This is a genomic window from Burkholderia sp. 8Y, assembly GCF_902506145.1.
Classification (GTDB): Bacteria; Pseudomonadota; Gammaproteobacteria; order Burkholderiales; family Burkholderiaceae; genus Caballeronia.
Genome location: NZ_LR733519.1, coordinates 2,306,801 through 2,329,247 on the forward strand (window position 1 = coordinate 2,306,801; position 22,447 = coordinate 2,329,247).

The following is a 22,447-nucleotide window of genomic DNA, read 5'->3' on the forward strand; positions in this document are numbered from 1 at the left end:
AAAGCAAGAGGTGACACCATGAGCGACACCACGCAAATCGCGGAACGCGAACACGGCGCTGTGGCTCGTCAGGCGTCCAGCCGGGAACAGCGCCGGATGACGCTTGCGCCGAGCGTCGATATCGTCGAGGACATGCACGCCGTCACTGTGTGGGCGGACCTGCCCGGCGTATCGAAGGACCGGCTCGATGTGAAGGTGCACGACGGCAGTCTGATCATCGAAGGGGAGTCGGTCGTGCCGGTGCCGTCCAATCTGCGGCTCGCGCACGCGGAAGTTCGCGCGCCGTATTTCTCGCGCACGTTCACCGTGAGCGATGACTTCGACACATCGAAGATCGAAGCGACGCTCAAGGACGGCGTGCTGAAGCTGACGCTGCCGCGCCGCGAGGAAGCCAAGCCGCGACGCATCGAAGTAACCGCCGCGTGATGCGGTGGCGGGGCCGGCGCAACGCTGGCCCCGTGGCGTCTATCGCTGGCCGCTCGCTTCGTCTTGATCGCGCAAGGCTTCTTCGAGCTGTTCGAGCGTATAGGGCTTGCGCAACGCCTGCCACTCGAAGCCCTGCACTTCGTTGTCCAGCACGGTGTCTCCGGACGCGAAAATGACGCGCACGCCGGGACAACGTTCGATAGCGCGCCGCGCCAGTTCGGTGCCCGCCATATCGGGAAGATTGACGTCGGTGAGCAGCACGTCGAAAGCCTCGTGCGTCATGGCATCGAGCGCCTCGCTCGCGTTCGCCATGCTCGCCACGCGATGGCCGAGCATGACGAGCAGTTCGCTCACGGCTTCGCGAGCGAAGCGGTCGTCTTCCACGACGAGCACGTGTTTTGCAGCGTCGCGCGCCGGGGAAGGATCGGCTTGCGCATGTCTGGCTGCGGGCGGATGCTTCGAAGTCCCGAGCATCTGCCGGATCTTAAACGCGAGGTCTTCGCGGCTGTAGGGCTTGCTGAGCAATTCCACGCCGGGATCGAGACGCCCGCCGTGGACGATCGCATTTTGCGTATAGCCGGACGTGAACAGCACGCGCAGCGTCGGCTGCATCTCCACCGCGCGCCGCGCCATCTCGGGGCTCTTGAGCGAGCCGGGCATCACGACATCGGTGAAGACGAGATCGATGTGCACGCCGCTGCTCAACACGACGAGCGCCTGATCGGCGTTGTCGGCCTTGAGCACGTGATAGCCGAGGTCCGTCAGCATCTCGATGACGGTGGCCTGCACCTTCTGGTCGTCCTCGACGACGAGTATGGTTTCCGTGCCGCCCGTCACGGGCGCGTTTCGCCACGTAGCCGGTTCGAGCGCCTCCACGAGCGATCGCGGCAAATAGACACGCACCGTCGTGCCGTGGCCGACTTCGCTGTAAATGCGGATATGGCCGCCGCTCTGTTTGATGAAGCCGTACGCCATGCTGAGCCCGAGCCCCGTGCCTTCGCCTTCGGGCTTCGTGCTGAAGAACGGATCGAATGCGCGCTCCAGCACTTCGGGCGGCATGCCGACGCCCGTATCCGTCACGCCGAGCATCACGTACTGTCCCGCCGGCACGTCTGAGAGCGTGCGCACGTAGCGGTCGTCGAGCATCGCGTTCGCCAGTTCGAGCGTCAGTTTGCCGCCGTCGGGCATGGCGTCGCGGGCGTTGATCGCCAGGTTGAGCAGCACGTTTTCGAGCTGATGCAAGTCGACGAAAGCGTTCCACAGGCCGCCCGACACCACGGTTTCCACCTCAATGGTTTCGCCGAGGGCGCGGCGCAGAAGGTCGTCCATGCCGCGGACCATCGAGGCGAGATTCACGGACACGGGCCGCAGCGCCTGCCTGCGGCCGAACGCGAGCAATTGCGAAGCGAGCTTCGCGCCGCGTTCCACGGCATCGATGGCATTGCCGAGCCGGTCCATGCTCCAGTTATCGCCCGCGCAGCGGCTGCGCAGCAGTTCGAGATTGCCGCGCAACACTTGCAGCACGTTGTTGAAGTCGTGCGCGACGCCGCCCGTCAGCTTGCCGATGGCTTCCATCTTCTGCGCCTGCAACAGCGCGGCGCGCGTCTCTTCAAGCAACTGATCCGCCTCGCGCTTTTCCGTGACGTCGCGCGTGATCTTGGCGAAGCCGATCAGCGTGCCGGTTTCGTCGCGAATGGCGTCCACGATCACATGCGCCCAGAAGCGCGTGCCGTCGCGGCGCAAGCGCCAGCCTTCGGACTCGAACCGCCCCTCGCGGGCGGCGGTTTTGAGCGCGCGCTGCGGCAGGCCGGCTGCTGCATCTTCGGGCGAATAGAAGCGCGAGAAGTGCGAGCCGATGATTTCGTCGGCCGTATAACCCTTGATGCGCCGTGCGCCGCTGTTCCAGTTGGTCACCAGGCCTTCGGGCGACAGCATGAAGATGGAGTAGTCCGTCACCCCCTCGACGAGCAGGCGGAAGCGCCGCTCGCTTTCGATGACCGCGTCGTGCGCCTGTCGCTTGTCGCTTTCATCCCGGACGATCTTCACGAAGCCGATGAGCGACCCGTCCGCGTCGGAAAGGGCCGTGGTCAGCACGCTCGCCCAGAACACCGACCCGTCCTTGCGCCTGCGCCAGCCTTCGGTTTCGAAGCTGCGGTGCGCGCGCGCCTCGCGCAATTCGTTCTCGAGCGTCATGCGCTCGCGGCCGTCGTCGGGAAAGAAGACCGAGTAGTGCCGTCCGATGATTTCGTCGTCCGCGTAGCCGTAGATGGCCGTGCCGCCCGGGTTCCACGTGGACACGCGGCCTTCGGGCGTCAGGCAGAACGCTGCAAGGTTGGTCGTGGAATCGACCCAGATGCGTGCCCAGTCAGGGCGCATGCCGGCTGGCGTGTTCTCGCTATTGCGCATGACATTCGTCATCGGTTCTTTTGGCTCGCTGACCCTACACGCGGCAATGAGATGGTGTTGGTGGACGTCTCCTGGACGAACCATTCTAGCGGCTTGCTCGCCCGGCGTCGAACGGCGTCACGGCCGGCTGCGGAAAAAGGGAGGAATTGGGCGCAAGAAGCGTGCGGCGGCGGGAAATGCGCGCACAGACAGACACAGGCGGGCAGGCGCGGCTGCCCGGCTGCCGGGGAGTGAGCATGACGGCGCTTAAGGCGCCCGAGGCGCCTCGAACGCTAGTCGAGATCGCTGTAGTAAACGTAGGAGGGCTGACGCAGCTTTCCTTCCTTGCCGACCGAATCGGGCGAGTCCGGCAGACGCGGCAGCTTGTCCCACAGCAGCGCGCGCCCGAGCCTCTGGTTCCGGTCCATATCCGGATGGTCCTCTTTGAGCCGGTTGAGAAACTGCTCGAACTCCGACACATACAGGCCGGTCGATACGCCGCCTTGTTCGCGATGACGTTTGAACAAGCCCACTTTCTTCTCCTTCATCAGGGTTCGCTGGTTCCGCTCACGGCATGATCGCGGTCGTGTTCAGGCATCCGCGATGCGCTCGAAGCTGAACACGTGCGATGTCTTCGATCCGTTCATCTGCTGCTCGTAGAGCGTCTCGGTGAACACCACGCGATAGCCGCGCCTCGGCAGGATCGGCGGTACGTTGCCGGTCGGGCGGCTGTCGATGCCGCCGAGCCCGAGCGCGGGCGTACGCACGTTGTTCGAGAGCGTCGCGTTCGATGAGATCACGTTGTCGTGCCAGCCCGACAGATCGCGGCTCGCTTCGATCGACTTCGCGTCGGCGTCCACGGTGTCGTCGGTGGACTCCATGGCGTCGCTGTCGACCGAGCGGATGCGGCTCTCTGCTTCCCGCACCGGATCGGACGAGCCGTTGCTGGCCGCGTCCTCGTCGATCGACGGCAGCGCGCCGTTTGCGTCGGCGGGGCCCGGTTCCGCCGAGCTTGCGTGGCTCGTGCTGCCGAACTCCTTGGCCTGCGTCTGTGCGTCAGGCGAAGCGGTGCCCGTCGCGGGCGTCTTCGCGGGGCTCTTGGCCGCCATTTCTTTTTGCTGCTGCTGTGACGGATTGCCTTCTGCGTTCTGCATTGCGTCCTCGTCGAATCGGTTGAATGCTCAAGTGAACAGGGCGGTGCATTCCGCGTGCCTGCATCGCGTGGGTGCGCGGTGCACGTCGCGCCGCATGCCTCGCTTACGCCGCCGCGAGCGCATAGCGCCGGCAGTGTTCGAGATAGCCGACTTCGTGACTGCCGACCAGTTCCACGATGCTGCTCCACAGCCATAGCGGCGCGTCGATGGACTTGGGCTTCGTGCGCTTCAGTTCGGCAAGCCAGCTCCGGCGCGTGGCCTTGTCCATCTGCCGGGCGTGCGCCTGCCCGACGACGAACGCGAGATAACGCGCCACTTCCATCGCTTCGGCTTGCCCGATGTGCTCGATTTCGAGCTTCAGGTCCTGCGGCAGCAGTTCGCGCAGAATCACGGGCCGTCCTTGCATGCTCGCGGACCGCATGCGCTCGCCGAGATGCGGCGACAGATTGCGCGCGCCTTCCACCACGCGTTCCGCGTTGTCGCGCGGCATGCTGGTGCCCGGATAGCGCGGCGCGGCGGCCTTCACGCCTTCCTTAATGTCGATCAGGCACAGATCGTCGCCGTCGACGACGCCGCCGTCCACATCGAGCAGCACCGCGTAGCGCAGGCGTCCGAGGGAACTGCAGCCTTTGACCCAGTACGCGGCGTCGAGCACCGTCACCTCGCCGGTGTCGGGCCGGCCGCGCAGGTTAGTCGCGAGCTTGGCGAGCGTTTCCTTCTGGAACAGCGCCTCGATCTCCGCGCGCTCGTCTTTGCTGACGGGCCAGAAGCGGCTGCCGAAAGGGATGGTCGGCTGGATGTCGTCGAGACGTTCCAGCGCCAGATGCTTCCACGAGCGGCGCACCGCTTCGCGCATCACCACGCGCACGACTTCCGGCTTGCGGCACGCATCGCTCGCATCGGTCTCCGGGTCGAAGGCGAGCGCGTAGCCTTCGAAGAGGGCTTCGATCATGTTGATCGTGGTGACGCCGGGCAAGGCGGAGCCGCGCGCCGCGGTCGCGAGCGACAGCCCGAGCCGGATCAGGTCATGCACCGGATTGCCGATGACCGTCTGGTCGAGATCGCGTATCTGAATCTCGATGCGCTTGTTCGCATCCGCGACGGGGCCGAGATTGCCGGTGTGGCAGTCGCCGCAAATCCAGATCGCCGGGCCTTGCGGCAAGCCGCGAATGTCCGCCTGTTCCAGCCAGTCGTAGAACTTCGACGTGTTGCCGCGCACGTAGGCGTGCGTCGAACGGGCCATCTTGGCATTGCGTCGGGCCGTGAGTATTTCCTGACGGCTCTCGAATTCAGGTACTTTTTGCTTGGATGGCTTGGGCATGAATCTTCTTGCGTGTGGTTCTTGCGTATGGAAGCGCGGCATACCCCGCAGGACATGTGCCTGCACCGCACAAATCGGAGGCGCACGTGCGTTGCAGGCACGCCGAATGCGCTGTGCGTCGCACCCGACAAGCCGTTGCAGGTGCCGCTGTGCAATCCCCTCCGTTCAGACTGACCGACTGGCATCGCTTCCTGTTCGGCAATGCGTCATGGCCCTTCCTGCTCGAAGTGCTGCTTAGAACCTGCGCGACCTACGTGCTTCTCGTCATCGCCATGCGCTTGCTGGGCCGGCGCGTGGCTGCGCAATTCACGCTGTTCGAAATCTCCATCGTCGTGACGCTGGCCGCGGCCATTGGCGTGCCGTTGCAGGCGGCCAATCGCGGCATGCTGCCGCCGTTTCTCATCGCGCTGGTCGCGGTCGCGCTTCAGCGGATCATCGCGTCGGCGGGCATCTTGCATCGGCGCGTGGAGACGATGATATCGACCGATGTCACGCTGCTCGCGCGGGAAGGGCGGCTCGAACATGCGGAACTTGCGCGCGCCGCGATGCCGCGCGAGAAGGTCTACGAAGCGATGCGGCTCGCCGGCTGGCAGCATCTCGGCCAGATCAGCCGCCTCTACATGGAGCCGTCGGGCGCGTTCTCGTTCATCCCGGCGCGGCCCGCGAGGCCGGGCTTGTCGGTGCTGCCCGCCATCGACGAGGAATTGCGCGATGAAGCGCGCGTGCCGGGCTGCGCCGCGTGCCTGCATTGCGGCAATACCGTCGAAACGGAGCACGGCGGCCGATCCGTTGACCTGAGCTGCGACAACTGCGGATCGCGCGAATGGACCTACGCCGTGACGGAAGTGGAGCGTTGATGCCTTTCATCGAGCGACTGCTGATCGGCGACGGACCGTGGGCTTTTCTCATCGAGGTCATTCCGCGAGCGGTCATCATGTATCTGATGCTGCTCGTCGCCATGCGGATGATGGGCAAGCGCGTCGCGGCGCAGTTGAGCATCACCGAACTCGCCGTGATCCTGATGCTCGGCGCGGCCATCGGCGTGCCGATTCAGGTGTCGTCGCAAGGCGTGCTGCCGGCCGCTGTCGTGCTGCTGGCGGTCGTCGCGCTGCAACGCCTGAGCGCGCGGGCGGGCCGCCGCTGGCGCAGATTCGAAGTGCTGGAGCAGGGCGACGTGACCATCCTCGTGAAAGACGGCCGCATGCTGCTGGATCAACTGAAAGCGAGCCAGATCTCGCGCGAGATGCTTGCATCCGAGTTACGGGCGGCAAACGTCGCGCATCTCGGGCAACTGCGCCGCGTGTACATGGAGGCGTCCGGCTCCATCAGCATCGTGTGGAGAAAGGAGCCTTTGCCGGGGCTTACGGTGCGGCCCGACATGGAGCGGTCGCTGCTCGACGCGATCGGCGCGAAGGGCTACTTTTCCTGCTGGAGCTGCGGCGTCACGGTGCAGTCGCAAGAGCGTCCGGGGCGTCCGTGCGAAGCGTGCGGCTACGAGCGGTGGGAGTCCGCCGTGCGCGTGCCAGTGGAGCGGTCGACCGCCACCGACACGACCCACGCCGATGAGCAGACCGCGGCGTCCTAGCGCCTTGCAGACGGCATGCGCCGGCCCGTCGCGCGCCGGTCATATTGCTTACACATCCCCTCGCTACGCTTCCGTGCGCTGAGTGCAACTGCCCACGCTTGCGAGAGAGGACGCATGAAGAGAGCCGAAAGACGCCGCCACGTAGCGGCGGGCATCGTCGTAGTCGCGTGCGCAACCGTTGGCGGCTGCAACAGCAAAGACGACACGGCAGTCGATCGCACTGCGGCAGCCTCTGCCCGCGCGAGCACGCAAGATCCCCGGCCCGCCGCAGCGGGAACGAGCGAACTGGAGAACTGGGCGATATCGGCGACGTCCACCGATGCACCGCGCCCGCCGCCGGCGGCTTCCGCGCAGGCCACCTCCGATGCGCTCGCCTTGCCGGTCATTCACACAGTCGACTGAGACCTTCCCTTTCTCCCCAGGTACACGGATGACAACCCAGAACAGACGTGAATTCCTGCGCGCGGCCATGCAGACCGCCGGCGCGGCCACCGCACTCAACCTCGTTCCGCTCGGCATTCGCCAGGCGCTCGCGATTCCCGCGAACAACCGTCACGGTTCGATCGAGGATATCGAGCACATCGTCGTGCTGATGCAGGAAAACCGCTCCTTCGATCACTACTTCGGCACGCTGCGCGGCGTGCGCGGTTTCGGCGATACGCGCGCCGTGCGGCTCGCCAACGGCAACACCGTGTATCACCAGCCGATCGCCGCCGGCGCGGGCGACGTGCTGCCGTTTCATCCAGGCGCATCCAACCTCGGGATGCAGTTCCTGCAAGACCTGCCGCACGACTGGACGAGCAGCCACGGCGCATTCAACGCGGGCCGCTACGATCAATGGGTGCCGTTCAAGGGCACAACGACGATGGCGTATCTGAAGCGCGACGACATTCCGTTCCACTATCAGCTGGCGGACGCCTTCACGATCTGCGACGCGTACCACTGCTCGACCAATACGTCGACCGATCCGAACCGCTACTACATGTGGACCGGCTACGTAGGCAACGACGGCACGGGCGGCGGTCCCGTGGTCGACAACGCGGAAGCGGGCTACGGCTGGTCCACCTTCCCCGAAGTGCTGGAGCGCGCGGGCATCTCGTGGAAGATCTATCAGGACGTCGGCACCGGGCTCGACGCAAAGGGCTCGTGGGGCTGGACGCAGGACCCGTACATCGGCAATTACGGCGACAACTCGCTCTTGTACTTCACGCAGTATCAGAACGCGCAGCCGGGCAGCCCGCTCTACGAGAAAGCGCGTCGCGGCACCAACGCGGCGGCGGGCGACGACTACTTCACGATGCTCAAGCGGGACGTGCAGGCGGGCACGCTGCCGCAGGTCTCGTGGATCGTCGCGCCGGAAGCGTATTCCGAGCATCCGAACTGGCCGGCGAATTACGGCGCGTGGTACGTGGATCAGGTGCTCCAGGTGCTCACCTCCAATCCGGATATGTGGAGCAAGACGGCGCTTCTCATCAACTACGACGAGAACGACGGCTTCTTCGATCATATCGTGCCGCCGTTTCCGCCGACATCCAGCGCGAACGGCCTTTCGACCGTCGATACCACCCTCGAAATTTTCCCCGGCAGCCAGAAGTATGCGGCGGGTCCCTACGGCCTCGGCGCGCGCGTGCCGATGATCGTGGTGTCGCCGTGGTCGCGCGGCGGCTGGGTCTGCTCGGAGACGTTCGATCACACGTCGGTGATCCGCTTCATTCAGAAGCGTTTCGGCGCCTCGCACGGACTTGCCGAACCGAACATCACGCCGTGGCGCCGCGCGATCTGCGGCGATCTGACCTCCGCGTTCGATTTCCGCAATCCGAATCGCGGCGTGCCGACGCTGCCGGGCACGTCGTCGTACGCGCCGCCCGACAAGGCGCGCCATCCCGATTACGTGCCGGTGCCGCCTGTCGTCGGCGCGATGCCGAAGCAGGAGCCGGGCGTTCGTCCCGCACGCGCGCTGCCGTACGAGCTCTTCGTGCGCACGCACGCGAATGCGAGTCAGCGCACGGTGGCGTTCGACTTCGTGAACACGGGCGCGGCGGGCGCGGTGTTCCTGCTGTATCGCCGGGGCAGCACGAATGCGCCGCGCACCTACACGGTGGAGGCGAACAAGCGTCTCGCGGATCACGTCGCGACGAACGCCGACGGCAGCTACGACTTCGTCGTGCATGGCCCAAACGGGTTCCTGCGCCGCGTCGCGGGCAAGGCGACGGCATCGCATGGCTGGTGGTCGCGCGAACAGGCGCTGCCCGAAGTCGCCGAAGGTTACGACGTCGCCAACGGCAACCTGCAACTGCGCCTGAAGAACAACGGAAGCGGGCCGTGCACGTTCAGCGTGACGAACGACTACGCGCCGTCGAACACCGTGACGCGGCGCGTGGCGGGCGGCGAGACCGCGCAGCTATATCTCGATCTGCGCGCGTCGCACGGCTGGTACGACGTGCGCGTGACAGTGGACACGGACAGCACGTTCGAGCGTCGGTTCGCCGGGCACGTGGAGACGGGTTGCGACAGCATGAGCGATCCGGCGCTGTCGGCTTAAGCGGCACGGGCGAGGCTAGCGCGCGGGTTGAACGTCGCGCGCGGCCTCGCGCTCGATCCATGCAAGAAACCGCTCGACGCGCGGCAGGTCGGCGTTCTGGCTCGGATAGACGAGATGATGCGCGCCGACTTCGACCGCGAAACTGTCGTCGAACACGGGCACGAGCACGCCCTCGTTGATCTTGACCGAGGCGAGCATCAGGCTTTCGAGCGCGATGCCGAGCCCGAGCGCCGCCGTTTCGATCGACATATAAGAGCGGTCGAACGAGAAGTCGAAGGTCTTTTGCGGCGCGGACACGCCCGTTCGGCCGAACCACTGCTTCCACTGCACGAGCGGCGTCTCCGAATAGATCAGACGATGCGAGAGCAGGTCTTCCGGCGTCTTCACGGGATGGCGTTCGAGATACTTGGGCGAGGCGAGCGGCGCGATGAATTCGCCGCGCAAGGTTCGCACGTCGAGATTGGTCCAGTTGCCGTAGCCGTGGCGAATGTCGATGTCGTAATAGCCGTTCGAAAACGACACGTTCTCGTACGAACACGCGAGATTGAGCTGGATATCGCCGTTGTCCTCCTGAAACGACGACAGGCGCGGCAAGAGCCACATGAGTCCGAAGCTCGGACTCGAATGCACGCGCAGAATGTCCACTTCTTTCTGGCTCGACGCGCGCTCGGTGGCGCGGCTCAGGTCCGCGAGCAGGCCGGTGACATCGGACAGATAGCGTTCGCCGGCTGGCGTCAGCACGAGGCCGCGTCCCGACCGCTGAAAAAGCGGCTGCCCGATGATGGCTTCCAGATTCGCGATCTGGTGACTGACCGCCGACGCCGACAAGCCCATTTCCTCTGCCGCGCGATTCACGCTTTTCGTCCGTGCGACGCTTTCGAACGCGACGATGGCCTTGAGCGGCGGAATACGCATAGGTGCTGTGTCTGATTGCGGTTGAATGTGGCGCGCTCCGTTGCGGCGTGCGCCCGGTCCGGCATTATCCGTTTTTCGTTCCAGATGCGCGATTGGCGCGAGCCCTATAACCGTTTGTTATATCCCTGTGCGCCGCGCGGCACGATCCATGCTCCAACCCTTCGTCAAACATCGCACTCATACGCGGAGGCGCATCATGGAATTCCAATACCGCTCATGCACGATCCACACGTCGGCGAGCGTCGAGGACGGAAGCATCGTCGGCAATGCGCGCATCTATCTGCCGCCCGCGAACGAAGGCGACGAAATCGACTCGCACGACATGGACTTTCATCTGGCCTTCGTCGATGAAAACGAGGCGATTGCCTTCGCACGCGAACGCGCGATGGCCTGGGTGGACGAACACGAGGCGCTCGCACTCTGAACGAAGGCGCGCAGCCCGCGATGCCCGCCGTCGGGCTCACGACGGCGGCTTGTTCTTGTTCTTCGAATTGACCGAACGTTCGCGAACTGCGTCAGGGTTATCGGCGTTCAACTGCTCGCGCGCGCGGTGATAGTACTCGTCGGCCCGGCCGGCCTGCCGGCCTTCTGCCTCCCACATGTAATAAGCAAGCGTGCGAATGCGCTGTTCGAGGGCTTCGCGCGCCATCGCGTCGCGTGCATCGTCGTCCTCGTGGTCCGGTCTGCTCGACATTCTCTCGTCCTGTGAATTGGGCGCGACGTGCGCAGTTCGATTTTATGGCCGCGACGGCCGCGTTTGGAAGTTGTCCACTGCATTCGTCGTGCCGGGCCGCGTTCGGGCGTTCTAGTGCTGCGCTTCGAGCGCGCGGGGTATCAACACCTTGCCGGCGTAGTTGAGCGCGTGGTCGAGCGGTTCGATCGCGCTGAACGACATGTCCGCATAGTCGAGCCTTCGATAGAAAGCGGTTTCCATCAGTTCGCCTTTCACGCGTCGATATAAGATGCGCCCTGCCAGATACAGTTGCGGATCGCCGGGCGCGGGGGCGTCCGCGGGGATGACGCCGCCGAAGGTCGTCCGCGTATCGCCATGAAACCAGGCCCACCACTCGGCGTTGGCATCGAGCAATGTGCCCTTCGTGATGACGGACGTGACCGTGTAGCCCCAGCCGGCTCTCGGCAGCGCATGCCGCGCGTCGCTATAGGTTCTTTTCAGCTCGAAGAGGCTTCTAACGATTTCGAGGCGCGCGTCGCTTTTGTTCGCGACGGCGAGCGTCACGCGCCCGGGCCTGCCGGGAGACGCGGTCGCTTTCAGCAGAACGAGAGAGGTGTCCATGATGCTTGACTGCAAGATCGATGAGTCCAGTGCGTGTTCGTGACTAGTGGGCCAGTGCGGTCATTTCACAGCGCGCGATGCGCTGAAATTCGGCGATGAATTCGAGGCGGCGGCGCTGCGTGGTCAGGCGTCCGAGTTCCAGGAGCGCGAAGCCGTTGATCGCGTGCAAGGCGGTCGCGAAGGCGGCCGGAACAATCGACAACTTTGCGCAAACGCCCGCAGAACGCACGAGCAACCACTGCTTCCGGGACGGTTTGTCGGGCATGCAGGCTCCCCTTCAGATGGTGATGTCGGCGTGCGTTGGAGCAATCCACAGTCCCGCGAGGCGGTTCGTGGCGGCTGCGGGAACCTGGTCGCGGGGCACGCCGATTGCACCGCTTTCGCCAACCTCGATAAAGAAAGGAAGCGCGATGCATGCAATGACACGAAGGATCATCTTGAGCTCGATGCTCGCGCTAGCGGGCAACGTTCATGCAGCGGGCGGAGGACTCGGCTGCGGCGGCGGCGGCTGCGTCAACAATGGACAGGGCGGCAGCACGTCGGGCGGCGGAAGTGCGGCGGGACACTCGGCGGATGCATCAGGCGCGCAGCGGCGGTCCAACGTTTCGCCGGGCACCGTATCGAAAGGCGGGCAGGGCAGCGGCATGAGCCGCGATATGGGCGGCGCGATGGCGCCCGGCGCTCAGAGCGGCAAGCCGTCGCCCGTGACCAAGCACGACGCCGGCGGCTCGCAAGGCTGGTAAGGGCGACGCTCGTAGATCGCCCGATTCAGCGCAGCGTGCCGAACAGACCTCGAAGCGCGGTCCGCAACAGATCACCGGATGTCGGCTTGCTGACGAAGCTCATCGCCGGCGCGTAAGTCAACTCGAACACGAGCGCGCCGAGCACTTCGGCTTTAACATCGAGTTTCGGATCGAATTGAAGGAGCACCTCGCCGAGTGCCTTCCATTGCGCTCGCAAGACTTTCTCCTGCGACTTGCGAAACGTGTCCGCGGGTCGCGCCACACGCGAATATTCGAGAATCAGCATCGGCCAGTTACCTTGGCGCGAACTGCGCGTGGCCCACGCCGCGATCCGGTCGATGGCTTTTTCAATGTCCCGCGCGCCTTGCAATTCGGCCAGAATCTCGTCGAGACTCACGCGCCCGTGCTCTTCCAGCACGCCGAGAAAGAGTTCCTCCTTGCCCGCGAAATTCGAATAGACGGCGCCTTTGCTGAAGCCGGCTTCGTCCGCGATGCGGTCGAGCGAAGATGCGGCGTAGCCATCGCGGGCGAACTGCTGTTTCGCGACCGTCAGTAGCCGCGACCGCGTGAGCGCCTGATTCTGCTCGCGGGAAAGCCTTGCCATGTTCGAATCCTGTTGGTGTTGAAGACTGCCCAGTCCCGCTACTAGCAAGTATCCGGAATGCCGCAAACTGCGATCGGGCTTTCTAAATTCGTGATAGTATCCGGATACTATGCGGTATTCTAAATCCGCCGCGAACGCGAAAATCATCAAGAGGCCGAGGCATGTACAAGAAGGGCGCCGCGCTCGAATTGCAGTTTTCATCGGCGCGGCTGAACAACGGTGCGGGCAATCCGTACTGGATCGATTTGAGCGTGCAGGAAGCCACGCTGCTGCACGCCGAACTGAGCGCCTTCTTGGCGAAAGGCGTCGATATGCACGCGGGTCCGCTCATCGTGTCACTGGATGAAAGCGCGCATGACGATACGCACAAATCTGGCGATACCGCCGTCGCGCCCGAACCCGTCGCGTCCGCTTTTAGTCAATGGGTGTGCCTGATCTGCGGATGGATCTACGACGAAGCCGCAGGCGATCCCGAACACGGCATTCCGGCGGGCACGCGCTGGCGCGACGTGCCGGGCGACTGGCGCTGTCCGTTGTGCGATGTCGGCAAGGACGACTTCGCGCTCATTGAATTCTGATCCTTTCGTTTTCTAATAACTCTGCTCAAGACCTCATCGCGCGTTGGCGTGACGGGCGTCGTTGACCAGCTCGCCGATGTGAACGGGCGGCGCGACTCAAGCCAGCGTTCGCACCCAGTGCCATGCCAGCGGTCCGCATATTACGCCCCACGTCAGCACGCAGATAATCAGCGAGACGGTGACGGCCGCGCTGCCGCAGTCCTTCGCGCGCCCTGAGAGTTCGTGACGTTCGAGTGAGATGCGATCGATGGCCGCCTCGATGCTCGAATTGATCAACTCGACGAGCAATACCAGCAGGACCGATGCCGCCAGCAATACACGCTCGGCGGCGCTCACCGGCACGATGAACGCGATCGGCAACAGCACCGCAGCGACGCACACTTCCTGGCGAAACGCGCTTTCTTCACGCCACGTCACGACCAAACCCTTCCATGAGTGGCGCAACGCGAACAAGCCGCGCAGCAGGCCGCTGCGCTTGCCGTGCGGAGGGGGTGTCCATGTAGAGGATGAATTGCGTCGGGCCATGAGGCGATAGTGCGGCTGCGTTAGATGGCAAATGCGCGGGACTAACAAGCATACCGGTTTATTAAGAGCGCCTCGTCGCTCGTTCGCAACTAACCGTCTCCCACCTAAGCGCCCGAATCAAAGGCTAAAGCGGCCACCGGCGCAAGCGCCCGTGACCGCCCCCACTCGCGCTTACATCACCGGCAGGGCGCTCAATTTGCCGATGGTATCCGCGCACGCATGCGCCGCTTCTCTGCCTTTCACGAGGAAATGTTTGCGGAAGAAGCTAACGTGCTCTTCGCCATGATGGAAGTGATGCGGCGTGAGCACCGCCGAAAAGACCGGCGTGCCCGTTTCGAGCTGCACCTGCATCAACCCGTTGATGACGGCCTGCGCGACGAATTCATGCCGATAGATGCCGCCATCGACGACCAGTCCTGCCGCGACGATGCCCGCATAGCGCCCGCTCTGCGCGAGACGCTTCGCGTGCAGCGGAATCTCGAACGCGCCGGCGACTTCGAAAAGATCGATATCGTCGCGCGCATAGCCGAGTTTCTCGATCGCTTCCACGAAGGATGTCTTGCACTGATCGACGATATCGCGATGCCAGCAAGCCTGAATGAACGCAATGCGTGGACGACGAGAGCCCGCAGCGTGGACTGCCTGTGATTCGTTGAAAATGGATGTGTTCATGGACTTCAGCCTGTTTGTGTGAACAGGGCGAAGGACGGCCGCGCGCCTCCACACGAAAGGCGCACGCACCGTCCTGTTCTCTTTCATCCGGACTATACCGTCGGCCCCGGAATCCAACCGGGTCTGCTGACATCGCCGCGCGCCTTCTTGCGATGGCATCGGCCGAGCAGCTCGCGGGCTACGTCCGCTAGGGACGATTACCGCCGGTGGGGAATCGCACCCCGCCCCGAGAACGTGTTCCTCGTCTTGTCGAAGAACGCGGCTACGGTATCACGAGAGAACGCCCCTTAGCAGATTTCCCCGTTTCTCTTGAGGGTAATGCCCCGTGAGCCGTCGGTTCAGCGGAAGCGATTACATCGTGCGCGATATATAATGCGCGGAACCGAACTTCGCGCTGGAGAGCACCATGAAATCGACGGAACCGTCATCTTCCGCACCGTTGCTGTCGGAATTTCTCTGCTTTGCGGTGTATTCTGCGAACCTTGCGTTCGGCAAGGCATACAAGCCCATTCTCGAAGAACTGGGGCTGACGTACACACAGTTCATCACGCTCATTGCGCTATCGGAGGAAGACGATCAGACCGTCGGCTCGCTCGGCGAGAAGCTCTTTCTCGAATCGAATACGCTGACGCCCATCCTCAAGAAGCTCGAGGCAATGGGCTATGTACAAAGGCAGCGCGATCCCGCCGACGAACGCCAGGTGCGCGTGAGCCTGACGCGGGAAGGGCGCCGCCTGCGCGAAAAAAGCTGCAAAACAGACCTCGTCGCGGCCACGGGCCTCAAGCCCGCCGAGTTCGCGAAGGTGCAAAAGGCCATCGTCACGCTGCGCGCGAACCTCATTCGCTCGGTCAACGAAGCCGCGTGACACGCGGCCAACGCAACGCTGGAAACGCCGCCTCGTATCCGGAGCACGCATGCAACGAAGGTTCGACGACCTGCTGCTCGGCAGTATCGAGTTGTTCTGCCTCGCTGCCGAACTGGAAAGCTTCACGCTCGCCGCGAACGCCGCGAGCGTCAATCCGGCGGCGGTGAGCCGCTCCGTCGCGCGGCTGGAAGAGCGCCTCGGCGTGCGGCTTTTCGTGCGTACGACACGGCAAATTCGCCTGACGGATTCCGGCAGACGCTATTACGAACGCTGTCGGCAAGCACTCGGCGAACTCGTCGATGCGGAGCGCGAAGTCACCGGTCAGCAAACCACGCCCGCCGGCGTGCTGCGCATCAGCATGCCGACGCCTTACGGGCATTACCGTGTGTTGCCGCTTCTGCCCGCGTTTCGCGAGCGTTATCCCGATGTCAGCATCGAGACGCATCTCAGTAACCGCAACATCGAGTTCGCGGAAGACGGCTTCGATCTCGCGATACGCGGCCGCGCGCCGGACGACTCCACGCTTATCGCCCGCAAGCTCGAAGACGCACAGATGGTCGTCGTCGCGACGCCGGACTATCTGGAGCACGCGGGCGTGCCCGAGTCGCCCGACGACCTCGCGGCGCACGAGTGCATTCAGTTCGAGCGGCCGAGCAGCGGACGCAACATCGCATGGACGTTTCGCGATGCCGCCGGCGAGACGGATATCGTCACGCGAGGCGCATACGGATCGTCGGGCGACGCGCTCGCGGGCGTCACGCTCGCGCGCGCGGGCGCGGGCCTCTTTCAGACATACCGCTTCATCGTCGAAGAAGACCTGCGTGCAGGGCGCCTCGTGGAAGTGCTGTCCGGCTACCGCAGCACGCGTCCGTTCATCCTGCTTTATCCGCACGCGCGGCACTTGTCGTCGCGCGTCAGAGTGTTCGTCGATTTTCTCTTTGAACATTTGTCGCGCGCACAGGCCGGACGAAAGCCGCAATGAAGCGTCAACCGGCTGCTTTTTCGGCGAGCTTCTTGCGGTAATCCTGAACCGGCAGTCCGCCCCAGCCCCAGTTTTCCAGCTCGACTTCTTCGATCACGACGAACGTCGCTTCGAGCGGCTTGTGCAACACGTCGAGCAATAGCTGGCTCGCGCCCGCGATGAGCCGCGCTTTCTCGTCGGCGGTGATGGCATTCGCGCCGGGGCGCGTGCCTTCGCGCGTGACCTGTATCGTGACAATCGGCATGTCAGACCTCCTTTAGCAACGTTACTCAATGCCCCGCGCTCTGGCCGCCATCCACGTGCAGGATTTCGCCGGTGACGAACGGGGCGCTGTCGAGATACAGAATCGCGTTGACGATATCGCTCATCTCGCCCATGCGCCCCACAGGATGCAGCGCCGACAACGCGGCGTGTGTCTCGGCAGGATGCATCGGCGACTTGATGACGCCGGGCGATACCGCGTTCACGCGCACGCCTGAACGCGCGTACTCGATGGCAAGCGACTTCGTCGCCGCGTTCAGACCGCCTTTCGTCAGCGAAGCGAGCACCGAAGGGACGCCGCTGATCGCGTGATCGACGAGACTGGTCGTGACCGTCACGATATGCCCGCTGCCCGCTTTTTGCATCTGCGCGATCACGCGCTGCGTGATGTGAAAGAAGCCGTCCACGTTCACGCGCTGAATCGCGGCATAGTCCTCTGCCGTGTATTGCGTGAACGGCTTCGCGATGAAGATGCCCGCGTTGTTGACGAGCGTGTCGATGCGTCCGAATCGTTCGATGGCGGTCTCGACGATGCGCTCGGCCGTGCCGGCATCGGCGATGTCGCCGGGTATCGTGATGAGGTCCTTATCGGCCGATTCGCCGATGGAGCGCGAAGTCGCAATGACGCGATGCCCGCGTTCACGGAAAGCCTTGACGGTTTCAGCGCCGATGCCTTGCGATGCGCCGGTGACGATAACCACTTTCGATGCGTTCATGATGAGCCTCATGCAGTGTGAGTGTCGGCTTCTCGAGCCGTTCGAATCGATGGATTCGATGGAGGCACACTGTAGGCGCGTACCGTTTCGCCGCGAACACCCATCGCGGACAAACACTCTTGCGTTTCAGGAACAAGAGCGACGCTATGGCCGACTTAAGCAAAAGCAATTGACACCCGAAAGCGGGTCATGCAGTATGGCGCAACCGATTAGATCGCATCCGATTGATTCGGCAACGTTCATTCACTGAGGCAAACATCATGTCCAACATCGACAAAGTGCTCTACACCGCCAAGACCCATACCTCGTCCGGTGGCCGCGACGGCACCGCGCGCAGCTCCGACGGGCGGCTCGATATCGAACTGTCGTCGCCCGGCAGCGCAGGCAAGGGCACCAATCCGGAGCAACTGTTCGCAGCGGGCTGGTCGGCGTGTTTCATCGGCGCAATGGGGCTTGCGGCGCGCAAGATGAAGGTGACGTTGCCGCCGGATTTGTCGGTAGACGCGGAAGTGGATCTCGGCATGACCGGCGACGCGTATCTGCTCGGCGCGCGCCTTAATGTGAGCCTGCCGGGTATCGAGAAGGAGATCGCGCGTGCGCTCGTGGATGCCGCGCATGAGACGTGCCCGTACTCGAAGGCCACGCGCGGCAACATCGAAGTGGCAATCAACCTCGTGTAACGAAGGTCAGCTATTGAGCCCTGACGCCGATCGTTTTCTCGAAGCAGCAGGCGTCGGGCTGATGAACATAGATGCCGTAGCGGCCGGCCGGCGTGAAGCCGTTGCGCTGGTAGAACGCAATGGCGCGCCGATTGAACGACCGCGTTTCCAGCAAGAGCTTGTGGTAGCCGGCCGCCGCCGCATCCGCTTCGAGCTGCGTCAGAATGGCTTTCCCCACACCGCACGTTTTCGGCCTGCTGTAGAGGCGCTTCAGTTCCGCCACGCCGTAGTCGAAGCGCCGGAATGCACCACATCCGAGCGCGAATCCTTGCGCCGTTCGAGCGACGACGAACGCGCCGCGCGCCGAACATACATCTTCGAGGCAGAAGCGGCTCTGGCCGCTGTCGCCCGAAAAGACGGCCAGCATGGCGCTCAGTTCGTCGAGCAGGGCTTGGGCGTCCAGCGACCACGGGTCTTCACGTCGGACAAGAATGGCGGTTTCGAAGGGCGTCACGGCGAGGGCTCCTTGGCTTGGTCTGCGGTAGCTTCGAGCACGAGCCGAGCAAACCATGGTCCCGAAACCGCCTCAGGAGACGTTTGAAACGCGCGTTCGATCATTGAGCAGCGCGATGAACCGTTCGGCCATCGGCGAGAGCACGCCGGTCTTGCGCGTCACGATGCCGTAAGTCTGCGAAGGCGAGCGCAGCGTCACTGGAAGAATGCGCAGCATCTTGTGCTGCGCGAAGAAGTTCGCGATGTCGGTCGGCAACAAGGACACGAGGTCCTTGCTCTGATTCAGCAACGCCACCGTGACGAACGTGGATGCCGTCGAAATCGTGTTAGTCGGCATGTCCACTCCAGCGAGGTCCATCTCCCGTTCGAGCAGTTCGCGCAAGGGCATCTGGCTCGGATACGTGACCCAGCGGCAGTGCGCGAGATCGCGCATCTCCATGTGGCTGCGCGGCTTCGTCGCGTGCCGGTAGCCGACGACGACGGAGAGCGGTTCATCCGCGAGCTTCCAGTAGCGATATTTCGATGGCTGCTCGCTCACCGCCGATCGGCCGATGACGAGATCGAGATGCCCTTCGTCGAGTTGCAGCAGCATGCGCGCGCTCGTGTCCTCGACGATTTCCACCGATACGTGCGGCTGGTCCGCGTGCAACGCGTCGAGCGCGGGCACGACGACAGCCGGTATCGCACCCATGATCGCGCCGATGGCGAGACGCCCGCCGCGCCCCGACTGAATCTCGGCAATGTCCTGACAAAGCAGCGTCAAATCGGTTGTCAGGAGCCGCGCGTATTGAATCACCCGATGCCCATACTGATTCGGAAGCATGCCGCTTGCCGAACGTTCGAAGAGCGCCGTGTCGAACAGGGCTTCCAGTTCGTGCAACGCCTTGCTGGCCGCCGATTGCGTGATGGCCAGCACCGCCGCGGCCTTGTGCAGCGACTTGTGTTCGTCGAGCGCAATCAGCAATTGAAGCTGTTTCATTCTGAGTCGCGACAGCAACATCTGGACCGTGTTCATCGGCGAGTGGCGGGGCAAGTAGAAGAAGTGATCGGGGGATGGAAACAATTCAATATACATGCCGCATCCCACAACCGTATAGTCGGTTCCGGAGACGACACTCGAGAAACCCGGTTCCGGGTTCACATCATGCAGAACGCAAGCCAGAACATAACTGGCCGGCTCGACGAAGCCCGGCCACGATCCCCCGTGATTCGCCTTCACCGTGACGACGACGTGGTCATCGCGCGAGAGCAGCTTGTCGGCGGCGCGCGTCTCGCCGAAGAGGGCATCACCGTATCCGGACTCATTCCGCCAGGCCACAAGATCGCGACGCGCGCCATCGGGCAAGGCGAAGCGGTGCGGCGCTACGGCCAGATCATCGGCTTCGCGAGCCGCGCGATTGCGCCGGGCGAGCACGTTCACACGCATAACGTGGCGATGGGCGAATTCGATCGCGACTACGCGTTCAGTGCGGGCGCGCGTGCCACGCAGTACGCGCAGGCGCCCGCCACGTTCAACGGCATCGTGCGACCGGATGGGCGCGTCGCGACGCGCAATTACATCGGCATTCTCACGTCGGTCAACTGCTCGGCGACGGTTGCCCGCGCGATTGCCGACCACTTTCGCCGCGACACGAATCCCGCGAGCCTCGCCGCCTATCCGAATGTGGACGGCGTCGTCGCGTTGACGCATGGCGCCGGCTGCGCGGTCGACCCCGAAGGCGAGGGCCTGGCGATGCTGCAGCGAACGCTCGGCGGCTATGCGATGCACGCGAACTTCGCGGGCGTGCTCGTGATCGGCCTCGGCTGCGAAACGAACCAGATTTCGCGCATGCTGGAGACGCAGGGCCTCACCGAAGCGCCGTTTCTGCAGACGTTCAGCATTCAGGAGACAGGCGGCACCGCGAAGACGGTGGCGCATGGCATCGGAGTGGTCAAGGGCATGCTGGCCGAGGCGAACCGCGTGGAGCGCCAGCCCGTGCCGGCCTCGCATCTGATCGTCGGACTGCAATGCGGCGGTTCCGATGGCTATTCGGGCATCTCGGCGAACCCGGCGCTCGGCGCGGCCGTGGACTTGCTCATCGCGCACGGCGGCACCGCGATTCTTTCCGAAACGCCCGAGATTTATGGTGCCGAACACTTGCTGACGCGACGCGCGATCAACCGCGACGTCGGCGAAAAGCTCGTTGCGCGCATCCACTGGTGGGAAGACTATTGCGCGCGCAACCGCGCGGCGATGAACAACAATCCGTCGGCGGGCAACAAGGCGGGCGGTCTCACCACCGTGCTCGAAAAGTCGCTCGGCGGCATCGCGAAGGCCGGCAATACGAACCTCGTCGAAGTCTACGAATACGCGCAGCCCGTGCATGCGAAGGGCCTCGTGTTCATGGATACGCCCGGCTACGATCCGATCTCCGCGACGGGGCAGGTCGCAGGCGGCGCGAACCTCATCTGCTTTACGACCGGACGCGGCTCGGCCTACGGCTGCGCGCCGTCGCCATCGCTCAAGATCGCGACGAACGACGCGCTGTGGAACCGCCAGCAGGAAGACATGGACCTGAACTGCGGCGCCATTCTGAGCGGCGAGAAGAGCATCGAGGAAATGGGCGAAGCCCTCTTCGAGCTGATGCTCGCGACCGCATCCGGCGAGCGTACTCGCAGCGAAATCCACGGCTACGGCCAGAACGAATTCGTGCCCTGGCAGATCGGCGCGATCACCTGAACGCGTACTACAGGCCCGGTCCGAGCCGGCACCCAACCCATAAACATCGTCGTGCTAACCATGCCAAACACTCCCTCTTATCGCGGTGTCTTTCCGGTCGTTCCTACCATTTTCGACGAAGCCGGACGACTCGATCTCGAAGGCCAGAAGCGTTGCGTCGACTTCATGATCGATGCCGGTTCGAACGGCCTGTGCATTCTCGCCAACTTCTCGGAGCAATTCGCGTTGTCGGACGACGAACGCGACTCCGTCATGCGCGTGGTGTTGCAACACGTGGCGGGACGCGTGCCCGTCATCGTGACGACGACGCATTTCAGCACCGACGTGTGCGCGCGCCGTAGCCGCGCCGCCCAAGACGCGGGCGCCGCGATGGTCATGGTGATGCCGCCGTATCACGGCGCGACCATTCGCGTGACCGAGAAAGGCATCTTCGAATTCTTCGGCAAGGTCTCGGATGCGATCGACATTCCGATCATGATTCAGGACGCGCCGGTCGCCGGCACGCCGCTGTCCGCGCCGTTCCTCGCACGCATGGCGCGCGAAATCGAGAACGTCGCGTACTTCAAGATCGAAACAGCGCAGGCCGCCTCGAAGCTGCGCGAGCTCATCGAACTGGGCGGCGATAGCGTCGTCGGTCCCTGGGACGGCGAGGAAGCCATCACGCTCATGCCCGATCTCGAAGCCGGCGCGACAGGCTCGATGACAGGCGGCGGCTATCCCGACGGCATCCGCAAGATCGTCGATGCGTACGCGAGCGGTGACAAGGAGCAGGCTGCATCGCTGTATCAACAGTGGCTTCCGCTCATCAACTACGAGAACCGCCAGTGCGGGCTTGCTGCCTGCAAGATTTTGATGAAAGAAGGCGGCGTGATCCGCTCGGACGCGGTGCGTCACCCGTTCGCGCCCGTGCATCCGAAGACGCGCGACGGCCTGCTCGACGTCGCGCGCCGGCTCGATCCGCTCGTGCTGCGCTGGGGCCACTAAGCAC

The 22,447-nt window shown here is 63.9% G+C and carries 29 protein-coding genes and 1 riboswitch; of the genes, 13 read left to right on the forward strand and 16 right to left on the reverse strand.

All coding sequences use genetic code 11. From position 1 onward, the window contains the following. The first annotated feature begins 18 nt into the window (after positions 1-18). Entirely contained in the window at positions 19-426 is a 408-nt protein-coding gene (locus tag GV035_RS10320) for an Hsp20/alpha crystallin family protein (RefSeq protein WP_159834824.1), read from the forward strand. A 39-nt stretch (positions 427-465) separates the two neighbouring features. Here the strand turns inward: GV035_RS10320 and GV035_RS10325 are convergent, their stop codons facing one another. The 4 genes from GV035_RS10325 to GV035_RS10340 all read right to left on the reverse strand — a co-directional run bounded on the left by GV035_RS10325 (position 466) and on the right by GV035_RS10340 (position 5,286). After that, positions 466-2,844, reverse strand: coding sequence for a hybrid sensor histidine kinase/response regulator (locus tag GV035_RS10325; RefSeq protein ID WP_236572516.1), 2,379 nt, complete (start codon positions 2,842-2,844; stop codon positions 466-468). A gap of 260 nt (positions 2,845-3,104) precedes the next feature. Then, on the reverse strand, positions 3,105-3,344 hold the full coding sequence (locus GV035_RS10330; RefSeq protein ID WP_236572517.1) for a DUF3460 family protein: 240 nt from the start codon (positions 3,342-3,344) through the stop codon (positions 3,105-3,107). A gap of 57 nt (positions 3,345-3,401) precedes the next feature. After that, positions 3,402-3,965 (reverse strand): DUF3005 domain-containing protein, encoded by a 564-nt coding sequence (locus tag GV035_RS10335; protein ID WP_159834826.1) that lies wholly within the window; start codon positions 3,963-3,965, stop codon positions 3,402-3,404. Positions 3,966-4,068: 103 nt separating this feature from the next. After that, complete coding sequence (locus GV035_RS10340) at positions 4,069-5,286, reverse strand: DUF2252 family protein (protein ID WP_159834827.1); 1,218 nt, start codon at positions 5,284-5,286, stop codon at positions 4,069-4,071. Positions 5,287-5,435: 149 nt separating this feature from the next. On the opposite strand from GV035_RS10340, the gene GV035_RS10345 reads away from it, so the two are divergent. The 4 genes from GV035_RS10345 to GV035_RS10360 all read left to right on the forward strand — a co-directional run bounded on the left by GV035_RS10345 (position 5,436) and on the right by GV035_RS10360 (position 9,413). Then, on the forward strand, positions 5,436-6,143 hold the full coding sequence (locus GV035_RS10345) for a DUF421 domain-containing protein (protein ID WP_236572518.1): 708 nt from the start codon (positions 5,436-5,438) through the stop codon (positions 6,141-6,143). Continuing rightward, positions 6,143-6,871 (forward strand): DUF421 domain-containing protein, encoded by a 729-nt coding sequence (locus GV035_RS10350; protein WP_159834829.1) that lies wholly within the window; start codon positions 6,143-6,145, stop codon positions 6,869-6,871. Before GV035_RS10345 ends, GV035_RS10350 begins: the two co-directional genes overlap by 1 nt. Positions 6,872-6,985: 114 nt before the next feature. Continuing rightward, positions 6,986-7,273, forward strand: a complete 288-nt coding sequence (locus GV035_RS10355) for a hypothetical protein (RefSeq protein ID WP_159834830.1) — start codon at positions 6,986-6,988, stop codon at positions 7,271-7,273. A 28-nt stretch (positions 7,274-7,301) separates the two neighbouring features. Then, positions 7,302-9,413 (forward strand): phosphocholine-specific phospholipase C, encoded by a 2,112-nt coding sequence (locus tag GV035_RS10360; RefSeq protein WP_159834831.1) that lies wholly within the window; start codon positions 7,302-7,304, stop codon positions 9,411-9,413. Between the two features lie 15 nt (positions 9,414-9,428). Here the strand turns inward: GV035_RS10360 and GV035_RS10365 are convergent, their stop codons facing one another. Beyond that, on the reverse strand, positions 9,429-10,328 hold the full coding sequence (locus GV035_RS10365; RefSeq protein ID WP_159834832.1) for a LysR substrate-binding domain-containing protein: 900 nt from the start codon (positions 10,326-10,328) through the stop codon (positions 9,429-9,431). A gap of 196 nt (positions 10,329-10,524) precedes the next feature. Here GV035_RS10365 and GV035_RS10370 point away from each other — a divergent pair, with 196 nt between their 5' ends. Next, the gene (locus GV035_RS10370; RefSeq protein WP_159834833.1) at positions 10,525-10,752 is read left to right on the forward strand and encodes a hypothetical protein; all 228 of its coding nucleotides are present in this window, start codon (positions 10,525-10,527) and stop codon (positions 10,750-10,752) included. A 36-nt stretch (positions 10,753-10,788) separates the two neighbouring features. Here the strand turns inward: GV035_RS10370 and GV035_RS10375 are convergent, their stop codons facing one another. The 4 genes from GV035_RS10375 to GV035_RS10390 all read right to left on the reverse strand — a co-directional run bounded on the left by GV035_RS10375 (position 10,789) and on the right by GV035_RS10390 (position 12,058). Beyond that, the gene (locus tag GV035_RS10375; protein ID WP_236572519.1) at positions 10,789-11,022 is read right to left on the reverse strand and encodes a DUF2934 domain-containing protein; all 234 of its coding nucleotides are present in this window, start codon (positions 11,020-11,022) and stop codon (positions 10,789-10,791) included. Between the two features lie 111 nt (positions 11,023-11,133). After that, on the reverse strand, positions 11,134-11,622 hold the full coding sequence (locus GV035_RS10380) for a hypothetical protein (protein ID WP_159834834.1): 489 nt from the start codon (positions 11,620-11,622) through the stop codon (positions 11,134-11,136). A 43-nt stretch (positions 11,623-11,665) separates the two neighbouring features. Next, complete coding sequence (locus GV035_RS10385; protein WP_159834835.1) at positions 11,666-11,887, reverse strand: hypothetical protein; 222 nt, start codon at positions 11,885-11,887, stop codon at positions 11,666-11,668. Between the two features lie 12 nt (positions 11,888-11,899). After that, the gene (locus tag GV035_RS10390) at positions 11,900-12,058 is read right to left on the reverse strand and encodes a hypothetical protein (protein WP_159834836.1); all 159 of its coding nucleotides are present in this window, start codon (positions 12,056-12,058) and stop codon (positions 11,900-11,902) included. A gap of 1 nt (position 12,059) precedes the next feature. On the opposite strand from GV035_RS10390, the gene GV035_RS10395 reads away from it, so the two are divergent. After that, positions 12,060-12,365 (forward strand): hypothetical protein, encoded by a 306-nt coding sequence (locus tag GV035_RS10395; protein WP_159834837.1) that lies wholly within the window; start codon positions 12,060-12,062, stop codon positions 12,363-12,365. 25 nt (positions 12,366-12,390) lie between these two features. Here GV035_RS10395 and GV035_RS10400 read toward each other — a convergent pair whose 3' ends face one another. Continuing rightward, positions 12,391-12,969 carry a TetR/AcrR family transcriptional regulator gene (locus GV035_RS10400; protein WP_159834838.1) on the reverse strand — a complete coding sequence of 193 codons (579 nt, stop codon included), beginning with the start codon at positions 12,967-12,969 and terminating at the stop codon, positions 12,391-12,393. A 161-nt stretch (positions 12,970-13,130) separates the two neighbouring features. Here GV035_RS10400 and GV035_RS29835 point away from each other — a divergent pair, with 161 nt between their 5' ends. Then, positions 13,131-13,547: a rubredoxin gene (locus GV035_RS29835; RefSeq protein WP_159834839.1), complete on the forward strand. Its 417-nt coding sequence runs from the start codon at positions 13,131-13,133 to the stop codon at positions 13,545-13,547. A 96-nt stretch (positions 13,548-13,643) separates the two neighbouring features. Here the strand turns inward: GV035_RS29835 and GV035_RS10410 are convergent, their stop codons facing one another. Together GV035_RS10410 and GV035_RS10415 are read right to left on the reverse strand one after the other, a co-directional pair. Continuing rightward, positions 13,644-14,072, reverse strand: a complete 429-nt coding sequence (locus tag GV035_RS10410) for a diacylglycerol kinase (RefSeq protein ID WP_159834840.1) — start codon at positions 14,070-14,072, stop codon at positions 13,644-13,646. Between the two features lie 171 nt (positions 14,073-14,243). Further along, positions 14,244-14,744 (reverse strand): 6,7-dimethyl-8-ribityllumazine synthase, encoded by a 501-nt coding sequence (locus GV035_RS10415; protein ID WP_159834841.1) that lies wholly within the window; start codon positions 14,742-14,744, stop codon positions 14,244-14,246. Between the two features lie 71 nt (positions 14,745-14,815). Then, positions 14,816-14,982: riboswitch (FMN riboswitch) on the reverse strand. Between the two features lie 168 nt (positions 14,983-15,150). Here GV035_RS10415 and GV035_RS10420 point away from each other — a divergent pair. Both GV035_RS10420 and GV035_RS10425 read left to right on the forward strand, forming a co-directional pair. After that, positions 15,151-15,609 (forward strand): MarR family winged helix-turn-helix transcriptional regulator, encoded by a 459-nt coding sequence (locus GV035_RS10420; protein ID WP_159834842.1) that lies wholly within the window; start codon positions 15,151-15,153, stop codon positions 15,607-15,609. A gap of 49 nt (positions 15,610-15,658) precedes the next feature. Further along, positions 15,659-16,591, forward strand: a complete 933-nt coding sequence (locus GV035_RS10425) for a LysR family transcriptional regulator (RefSeq protein ID WP_159834843.1) — start codon at positions 15,659-15,661, stop codon at positions 16,589-16,591. Between the two features lie 4 nt (positions 16,592-16,595). Here GV035_RS10425 and GV035_RS10430 read toward each other — a convergent pair whose 3' ends face one another. After that, positions 16,596-16,835, reverse strand: coding sequence for a tautomerase family protein (locus GV035_RS10430; protein ID WP_159834844.1), 240 nt, complete (start codon positions 16,833-16,835; stop codon positions 16,596-16,598). Positions 16,836-16,860: 25 nt separating this feature from the next. After that, positions 16,861-17,568 (reverse strand): SDR family NAD(P)-dependent oxidoreductase, encoded by a 708-nt coding sequence (locus tag GV035_RS10435; RefSeq protein ID WP_159834845.1) that lies wholly within the window; start codon positions 17,566-17,568, stop codon positions 16,861-16,863. A 260-nt stretch (positions 17,569-17,828) separates the two neighbouring features. On the opposite strand from GV035_RS10435, the gene GV035_RS10440 reads away from it, so the two are divergent. Then, complete coding sequence (locus GV035_RS10440) at positions 17,829-18,248, forward strand: organic hydroperoxide resistance protein (protein WP_159834846.1); 420 nt, start codon at positions 17,829-17,831, stop codon at positions 18,246-18,248. Between the two features lie 10 nt (positions 18,249-18,258). Here the strand turns inward: GV035_RS10440 and GV035_RS10445 are convergent, their stop codons facing one another. Then, positions 18,259-18,741: a GNAT family N-acetyltransferase gene (locus GV035_RS10445; RefSeq protein ID WP_236572520.1), complete on the reverse strand. Its 483-nt coding sequence runs from the start codon at positions 18,739-18,741 to the stop codon at positions 18,259-18,261. A gap of 72 nt (positions 18,742-18,813) precedes the next feature. Further along, positions 18,814-19,719: a LysR family transcriptional regulator gene (locus GV035_RS10450; RefSeq protein WP_236572521.1), complete on the reverse strand. Its 906-nt coding sequence runs from the start codon at positions 19,717-19,719 to the stop codon at positions 18,814-18,816. 165 nt (positions 19,720-19,884) lie between these two features. Between GV035_RS10450 and GV035_RS10455 the strand changes: the two genes are divergently transcribed. Both GV035_RS10455 and GV035_RS10460 read left to right on the forward strand, forming a co-directional pair. Then, positions 19,885-21,459 carry a UxaA family hydrolase gene (locus tag GV035_RS10455; protein WP_159834848.1) on the forward strand — a complete coding sequence of 525 codons (1,575 nt, stop codon included), beginning with the start codon at positions 19,885-19,887 and terminating at the stop codon, positions 21,457-21,459. A gap of 60 nt (positions 21,460-21,519) precedes the next feature. Further along, the gene (locus GV035_RS10460; protein ID WP_159834849.1) at positions 21,520-22,443 is read left to right on the forward strand and encodes a dihydrodipicolinate synthase family protein; all 924 of its coding nucleotides are present in this window, start codon (positions 21,520-21,522) and stop codon (positions 22,441-22,443) included. Positions 22,444-22,447 lie beyond the last annotated feature (4 nt).

Bases quoted from the DNA above. Each gene is read 5' to 3' on its own strand.
- GV035_RS10320 (WP_159834824.1), top strand. From the start codon at position 19: ATGAGCGACACCACGCAAATCGCGGAACGCGAACACGGCGCTGTGGCT.
- GV035_RS10325 (WP_236572516.1), bottom strand. From the start codon at position 2,844: ATGACGAATGTCATGCGCAATAGCGAGAACACGCCAGCCGGCATGCGC.
- GV035_RS10335 (WP_159834826.1), bottom strand. From the start codon at position 3,965: ATGCAGAACGCAGAAGGCAATCCGTCACAGCAGCAGCAAAAAGAAATG.
- GV035_RS10340 (WP_159834827.1), bottom strand. From the start codon at position 5,286: ATGCCCAAGCCATCCAAGCAAAAAGTACCTGAATTCGAGAGCCGTCAG.
- GV035_RS10350 (WP_159834829.1), top strand. From the start codon at position 6,143: ATGCCTTTCATCGAGCGACTGCTGATCGGCGACGGACCGTGGGCTTTT.
- GV035_RS10355 (WP_159834830.1), top strand. From the start codon at position 6,986: ATGAAGAGAGCCGAAAGACGCCGCCACGTAGCGGCGGGCATCGTCGTA.
- GV035_RS10360 (WP_159834831.1), top strand. From the start codon at position 7,302: ATGACAACCCAGAACAGACGTGAATTCCTGCGCGCGGCCATGCAGACC.
- GV035_RS10365 (WP_159834832.1), bottom strand. From the start codon at position 10,328: ATGCGTATTCCGCCGCTCAAGGCCATCGTCGCGTTCGAAAGCGTCGCA.
- GV035_RS10370 (WP_159834833.1), top strand. From the start codon at position 10,525: ATGGAATTCCAATACCGCTCATGCACGATCCACACGTCGGCGAGCGTC.
- GV035_RS10375 (WP_236572519.1), bottom strand. From the start codon at position 11,022: ATGTCGAGCAGACCGGACCACGAGGACGACGATGCACGCGACGCGATG.
- GV035_RS10380 (WP_159834834.1), bottom strand. From the start codon at position 11,622: ATGGACACCTCTCTCGTTCTGCTGAAAGCGACCGCGTCTCCCGGCAGG.
- GV035_RS10385 (WP_159834835.1), bottom strand. From the start codon at position 11,887: ATGCCCGACAAACCGTCCCGGAAGCAGTGGTTGCTCGTGCGTTCTGCG.
- GV035_RS10390 (WP_159834836.1), bottom strand. From the start codon at position 12,058: ATGATCCTTCGTGTCATTGCATGCATCGCGCTTCCTTTCTTTATCGAG.
- GV035_RS10400 (WP_159834838.1), bottom strand. From the start codon at position 12,969: ATGGCAAGGCTTTCCCGCGAGCAGAATCAGGCGCTCACGCGGTCGCGG.
- GV035_RS29835 (WP_159834839.1), top strand. From the start codon at position 13,131: ATGTACAAGAAGGGCGCCGCGCTCGAATTGCAGTTTTCATCGGCGCGG.
- GV035_RS10410 (WP_159834840.1), bottom strand. From the start codon at position 14,072: ATGGCCCGACGCAATTCATCCTCTACATGGACACCCCCTCCGCACGGC.
- GV035_RS10415 (WP_159834841.1), bottom strand. From the start codon at position 14,744: ATGAACACATCCATTTTCAACGAATCACAGGCAGTCCACGCTGCGGGC.
- GV035_RS10420 (WP_159834842.1), top strand. From the start codon at position 15,151: ATGAAATCGACGGAACCGTCATCTTCCGCACCGTTGCTGTCGGAATTT.
- GV035_RS10425 (WP_159834843.1), top strand. From the start codon at position 15,659: ATGCAACGAAGGTTCGACGACCTGCTGCTCGGCAGTATCGAGTTGTTC.
- GV035_RS10430 (WP_159834844.1), bottom strand. From the start codon at position 16,835: ATGCCGATTGTCACGATACAGGTCACGCGCGAAGGCACGCGCCCCGGC.
- GV035_RS10435 (WP_159834845.1), bottom strand. From the start codon at position 17,568: ATGAACGCATCGAAAGTGGTTATCGTCACCGGCGCATCGCAAGGCATC.
- GV035_RS10440 (WP_159834846.1), top strand. From the start codon at position 17,829: ATGTCCAACATCGACAAAGTGCTCTACACCGCCAAGACCCATACCTCG.
- GV035_RS10450 (WP_236572521.1), bottom strand. From the start codon at position 19,719: ATGAAACAGCTTCAATTGCTGATTGCGCTCGACGAACACAAGTCGCTG.
- GV035_RS10455 (WP_159834848.1), top strand. From the start codon at position 19,885: ATGCAGAACGCAAGCCAGAACATAACTGGCCGGCTCGACGAAGCCCGG.
- GV035_RS10460 (WP_159834849.1), top strand. From the start codon at position 21,520: ATGCCAAACACTCCCTCTTATCGCGGTGTCTTTCCGGTCGTTCCTACC.